Annotated in this window: 7 protein-coding genes; 1 reads left to right on the top strand and 6 read right to left on the bottom strand. The window is 58.9% G+C overall.

Annotated features, from left to right (window positions below; genetic code table 11):
• The coding region (locus AC0AP0_RS08355; RefSeq protein ID WP_490430131.1) for a hypothetical protein at positions 1-186 on the top strand (186 nt) is incomplete at its 5' end.
• A 1,039-nt stretch (positions 187-1,225) separates the two neighbouring features.
• On the opposite strand, the gene AC0AP0_RS08350 is transcribed toward AC0AP0_RS08355, so the two are convergent.
• From AC0AP0_RS08350 to AC0AP0_RS08325, 6 genes are all read right to left on the bottom strand, one after another.
• The gene (locus tag AC0AP0_RS08350) at positions 1,226-1,483 is read right to left on the bottom strand and encodes a YbjN domain-containing protein (RefSeq protein ID WP_490430130.1); all 258 of its coding nucleotides are present in this window, start codon (positions 1,481-1,483) and stop codon (positions 1,226-1,228) included.
• Between the two features lie 16 nt (positions 1,484-1,499).
• On the bottom strand, positions 1,500-2,024 hold the full coding sequence (locus AC0AP0_RS08345; protein ID WP_490430129.1) for a hypothetical protein: 525 nt from the start codon (positions 2,022-2,024) through the stop codon (positions 1,500-1,502).
• Between the two features lie 41 nt (positions 2,025-2,065).
• The gene (locus tag AC0AP0_RS08340) at positions 2,066-2,635 is read right to left on the bottom strand and encodes a DUF805 domain-containing protein (RefSeq protein WP_261254812.1); all 570 of its coding nucleotides are present in this window, start codon (positions 2,633-2,635) and stop codon (positions 2,066-2,068) included.
• A 164-nt stretch (positions 2,636-2,799) separates the two neighbouring features.
• On the bottom strand, positions 2,800-3,504 hold the full coding sequence (locus AC0AP0_RS08335) for a hypothetical protein (protein ID WP_490430128.1): 705 nt from the start codon (positions 3,502-3,504) through the stop codon (positions 2,800-2,802).
• A 218-nt stretch (positions 3,505-3,722) separates the two neighbouring features.
• The gene (locus tag AC0AP0_RS08330; protein ID WP_490430127.1) at positions 3,723-4,292 is read right to left on the bottom strand and encodes a DUF805 domain-containing protein; all 570 of its coding nucleotides are present in this window, start codon (positions 4,290-4,292) and stop codon (positions 3,723-3,725) included.
• Positions 4,293-4,402: 110 nt separating this feature from the next.
• The gene (locus AC0AP0_RS08325) at positions 4,403-5,203 is read right to left on the bottom strand and encodes a hypothetical protein (protein WP_490430126.1); all 801 of its coding nucleotides are present in this window, start codon (positions 5,201-5,203) and stop codon (positions 4,403-4,405) included.
• Positions 5,204-5,586: the final 383 nt, after the last annotated feature.

The raw sequence follows: 5,586 nt of genomic DNA, 5'->3' as shown, positions 1-5,586 counted from the left end.
CTGCGCGGGGATCTGGATCGACTGCGCAGCATGGCCGATCAGGCCTCTTTCGACCGGCACCCCTCCGATGAACAGGAAGCCGAAGACTGCTGGCAGCTGGTGGACAAGCTCCGATCCGCCATCCTGGCATCCCTGCCACGAACCCGACGCTGGCGCACCCTGCTTTCCCCCAGACACCTGCACTGACCCGCCCCACATGACTGGACCCGCCATGACACCTCCCTCCTACCCAGACAGTGATATCGCATGGAAGAGAGTGTGTTCTACGATCGAGCTTCAAGAATCAAGACCCTACCAACCCACTGATGCAGGGCTTACACGCAAAGTTATGGCCAACCAGCTGCGCCCATGGACAACAGGTGTAGACACGGTCGCCGGACAGTCGTTGTTTGCCACTGTCCTCCGATAACCTGGACCGCAGAGGAAAACAAAACAAGGGCCTTTACGATCGCTGGGATCGTAAAGGCCCTCATCTTTTATCGCATGTCCTGCAACCGAATCCACGACTACCAGTTGCTCAGTTATTCAGACGCTCAGACGCTCCTGATTGGAATGCTAGTCCTGGCAGGAGGAGAATGTGGCATCGCCGGACTGCTGCGGTGGCTGCTGAGCTGAGTCGTTACCATCGAGTTCCAGAACCAGAAGACGCAGCGCTGGCGCCATCACCCCGGCAGGGTCCGGGACATGCCCGCTGGGAGGATCGATACCAGCATGGCATGGTAGGCATCCACATTGAACTCCTTGCTTGTTTGCGCGAACGCCTCAACCGACCGAGACCACTCCGGATGCCCAAAAGCACCAGTATCAACCTTGCTGAGTCTGAAAAGCAGGAACCAGTATCATCCGTGGAACCTTGTCATCACCGGCAAAGTACAGATAATCCTGTTGCCAGAGCACCTCTGCAGAACCGCGCGCTCCTCTGTGCGCACCAGCGCTGCATCCCCTATGGCCTGCAAAACCCCGGCATACAGGTCAGCGGCCATGCCAGGCATTTCGCCTCGTGGGGGTTTACGCCAGCGTGCATGCTCCGGAAGCACGGTCACGCCTGACCCTGCACTTCGTCCTAGGCAATCCTTATCTTCGACAGCTGCTCTTGGGCAAAGCGAAGGAAACCGTCCGAACCCGCCATGGCATACTTCAGCAGGCGATCGAACTGGTCATCATCCATGCCTCCCTGGCAGTTCACCACGAACAACGTGTGGAAGAGCAAGCCTTTTTCGGAACTCTACAAATAGGCGCCCGGCCCCTCATAGTACCGGTTCCAGGCATTGCAGCAATCCTCAAGCAAATCATGCTGGCCGTTGGGATGACTGCCCTGCTCAGTCCCATGAACCACCAGATACTTATCATGCTCGCCACGTACACTGAAATCGAGCGCGATATTCCCCCATAAACCGATCCAGGCCTGCTCATGATACTCGACACGGTATCCTTGGGCATCCAGCCACTGCTGTATTCTCTTCCCGTCAACCATGGATTTCATCGGCTGTTCCATTTGTTCATGCCCCTCTTCCGTATGGCGCATTCGGTATGCGTATGGGATCCGGGCACTGATCATTCACCCAAGCATAAAGATTCTGTATCAGATAGATAAAATCATCGAGACGTTGTCCCAGTACCTCATCCCGCTCGTCGCACATGATCTGCCCGACTCCCGCTATCCTGACGGCCTGGTTCTGCTCTAAGGAAGGTTCGGTGGCATAGGCCTTGAGATATCCAACTGATCGGTTCCATTCAGTACAGACATTCACCGCATCCCGATACCTGGCGGAGCTGAATCCCCGGCTCCACAGACTTGTGAAACCAATGGAATCCAGACTTTTGCTCATTACAAAAGTAATGCCGCAGTCGACCAACGGCACCAGTACAGGACCGCCGCTGGCATTGACGTACGAGGGTATCCCCCGCTGAGCGAGCAGTCGTATTATGCGGGCAATGGGAGTTGGAAGACCTTGCAATAATTGCTCATCCACACTCATCCCAGCGGTTCCCTGGCCTTCCACATCCGCAGCAGTATCAGTCATCCCAGTCTCCTTATATAAATCCACCCGTGCAGGCTAGTCAGTCAAGGTCGGGTCGTACCCGACTGGTTCATTCCCGCCCCTATTGTCCCGTTGTCGATTACTCCGTTGTCAATTGCCCCGTTGTCAAAGGACAGACGGCGATGACGGGAAGGCGTGCACATGATGACCAGCTGAATCACTATCGCCACGAGCAGCGGGATGACAGCCAAAAGCAAAGGACCGCCACCTATGGTCAACATTCGAGATTTCACCAGACCAATCGTGGCTATAACCATAAGACCGTACGGAATCAAAGTCAGCCATCCCGGCAGCAATAAATCATGCAGACGCCGCACCTCCAGAGCATACTCTGGCACCACCATGATCAGGTCAAAGACCAGGGGGATGAGAGCCCAGGATCCCCCTCCGCATACCTTACTCAGGCCCTGCTCTACAATTGATAGAACGATGAAGAACACCCATATCTCCTTGCGGCACGATCTCCCCCGCCCCCGGGCAAACAGGTAGAACGGCCGCTGCAGACATTCTCGAAATGTAGCGTCATACATGGGTTCGAAACCCTTCATCTCTGCCACACGAGGCGGTCTATTTTCAAACAAGGCAACAGCCATGGTCCCTTTCCTTCCATGCAACTCGAGCGGCCAGCCAGAACAGATTCCGCCGCGACCAACTTCATTGTCGACAACCAGCGTAGATTGCATTACGGCTGTAGATATCATTCACGTAAGGCCTGAAGCCCAGTAAGGGCCTTGACGATTTCTCACCAGCAACGCCCTCATTGGTCCTGCACGGCGGTGCTGCCGCGTGCCAGGGCGGCCACCAGGGTCATCAGGTCGAAGATCAGCGCCCAGGCCGCCAGCCACTCGAAGGAGGCGTCACGGTCGTCACCCGCGCAATAGTCGATTGCCCACAGGTCCTGCAGAAACCACAAGGCTCCGGTTGCGCCCACGGCCACGCACCAGGGCAGGCACGACAGGGGGGAACCCCCGGACAGCAGGCACAGCATCCACGACGGCAGCACGCACGACGCAGCCGAAGCAGCCCAGGCCGCCACACGGCCACGCACCCGATCCGACACGAACCGCAGCCAGGTCACCCCGGCCACCACCAGCACAGCCACCGACACGAACACCCAGCGCATCACCCCCGGACGCTCGCCGGTCATCGCGCCGAACATCACCCCCCAGCAGGGCATCGTCGGCATCGTCAAAGCCAGGCACCAGAACCCCGGACGCCCCCCACGGCTCTCGAACCGGCTTAAAAACCACCACATCGCAAAAACCGAGAACAGACCCGCCAAGCAGAACTGTATAAAACGGTCGCGCATCCACTGCTCATCCCCATACAGGAAGGCCCAGCCCGGTACAAACCCCGCCAGGAAGGCCGCCCCGCACACCGCCAGCTTGCGCACCACGCCGGCACGGGAAAAGGCACGCTCCCCCGCAGGCGCATGACGCGCACACCCCGCCACCCGCGACATGACCGAAGACGCGCTCTGCAGCCAGGACCTCCCCACAGGAAGCCGCAAGGAACCAGAAACACTATCAGCCATCACACACCATCCTCCTGCTCAAAAGCCCCGAATCCGCCGCCTGGCCCGCCAAGCCGTCGATTCCGGTCTTGCATCAGTGCCGTTCATGCAGGTCTCTTTCCATCCCGCATCGTCGAGGTTCACCCTTTCCTGTTACAGCAGAGGGGTCACTGTCCGTTCGGGTTCCCTGGATACTGTGCCGTACCAGTGCGACTCACACTGAGGCTTCCGTTATCGACAACTGGATGACGATGACGCGAGGGAACGCACATGATGGCCAGCCGGACTACTACAGCCAGAAGGAGGATGATGACCCCCAGGGGCGAAGGGGCGGACGGATCCAGTCCTTCCAAGGTATCCGACACCATCGGACCGACAATCAGACCCACGCCCACCACCTCCAGCGCATAAGGGACGAGCGCCAACCACCCCGACAGGGCCAGATCATGCAGACGCCGCACCGTCAGGGCATACATAGGCACCAGCACTGCCAGGGAGAACAGCCCCGGTATGACGGCCAAGAGACCCGAAGAGAACAAGCGGGTCAGGAAGGTGTCCAAGACCCAGACAAACGCGGCAAAAACCCATATCTCCTTGCGGCAGGAACGTCCCTTCCCTCTCGCATACAGGTAGAAGGGCCGTTGCATGCACTCCTGCATGGTCGCATCATACATGGGCTCGTACCCCTTCATCACATCCACACGAGGCGGCCTCTTCGATAACAAGGCACTGGCCATAATCCTCACCTTCACTTTCTTCATAAACCCATCCCGACGGATTGTCGGGACGGAACATCCAATATCGACATCAACGCAAACACACCCATGGCGCAACCCACCGTCCGGCGTCACCGGCCGGCATCGTCGTCATCATTGGAGGTTCCCAGGAGGGAAGCGATCAGCAGGATCAGATCGAACACCAGTGCCCAGGCCGCCAACCACTCGAAAGCCGCATCACGATGCGTGCTCACGCATTTCTCGATCGCCCACATGTCCAGCACGAACCACAAAGCGCCGACGATGCCCACCACGCAGCACCAGAACAAGGACGCGCCAGCCGACCCCGTCACCTTGGCCAGCATCCAGGACGGCACCACACACAACACCACCATCGCCGCCCACCACACGAACCCGTTGCGCACCAGCCGCATCACCACCGGAAATACCAACACCCCAACAGCCACCAACACAGCCACCGACACCAGAATCCACCGGATCACGCCACCGGAATAGCGGGCGCCAGAACCCAATATGATGCCGAACCCTGGAGCGCACGGAAGCGACAACATCACAAACCAGGGCCCCGGGCGCCCCTTCCCATCCTCATACCGCCCCAACAGGATCAGAACAGCAAATCCGGAAAGCACAGCAAGCAAAACAGCTTGACCTATCCGCATGCGGATCCAATCCTGGTCCTGGTCAAACAGGAGGAACCAGCCGCAGGCGAACCCGGCTAAATAGGTCATTCCGTACAGCACCGTCTTCCACAGGACCCCGCCCAGAGAGAACTCACGGGCACCAGGCCGCGCATGCGGGATGCTCCCCACCACACGCGACATGATCGACGACAGGACAAACGCATCAACCCGATCATCAACGCCATCCGACACCACGCCGGCACCAACGCGCCCACCGGTCGACACAGACATCACCACCACTCACCCTTCGCCCTACACCTGCGCAAGCACGGAACCCAAAGAACCGGCTAACGGCGAGAAAGGCTTCAAATAACCAAGGCTCTCAGACACCGACGTCTTTCACCCGATACCGCCTTTATCTTGATTATAGACCTGACGCTTCAAGGCCTCGACCTCCTCTGTGACCACCGAGGAGGCGGACGGGTCCAGCCTGCCGTCCGGCGTCAGCGGACGGGAGCACCCGAATCGACTTCACGGGACGCGACGCCCAGGCCTGGGTGGAGGTCAATCTGAAGGGACTCGGATGGGTTCCCTTCTACCCCACACCACCAGAGACCAAGACCCCGGACAAATCCCTGGACCCCACACCACCCGACCCACGCACCCTGGTCCGC

Source organism: Bifidobacterium sp. POST2/T3 (B1) (assembly GCF_058197115.1).
Note: the sequence above shows the minus strand (reverse complement) of the source record. Positions and strands in the feature narration are given on the sequence as shown.

What these genes read in the sequence shown, in the direction of transcription:
- AC0AP0_RS08350 (WP_490430130.1), bottom strand. Translation starts at nt 1,483, where the DNA reads ATGAAATCCATGGTTGACGGGAAGAGAATACAGCAGTGGCTGGATGCC.
- AC0AP0_RS08345 (WP_490430129.1), bottom strand. Translation starts at nt 2,024, where the DNA reads ATGACTGATACTGCTGCGGATGTGGAAGGCCAGGGAACCGCTGGGATG.
- AC0AP0_RS08340 (WP_261254812.1), bottom strand. Translation starts at nt 2,635, where the DNA reads ATGGCTGTTGCCTTGTTTGAAAATAGACCGCCTCGTGTGGCAGAGATG.
- AC0AP0_RS08335 (WP_490430128.1), bottom strand. Translation starts at nt 3,504, where the DNA reads ATGTCGCGGGTGGCGGGGTGTGCGCGTCATGCGCCTGCGGGGGAGCGT.
- AC0AP0_RS08330 (WP_490430127.1), bottom strand. Translation starts at nt 4,292, where the DNA reads ATGGCCAGTGCCTTGTTATCGAAGAGGCCGCCTCGTGTGGATGTGATG.
- AC0AP0_RS08325 (WP_490430126.1), bottom strand. Translation starts at nt 5,203, where the DNA reads ATGTCTGTGTCGACCGGTGGGCGCGTTGGTGCCGGCGTGGTGTCGGAT.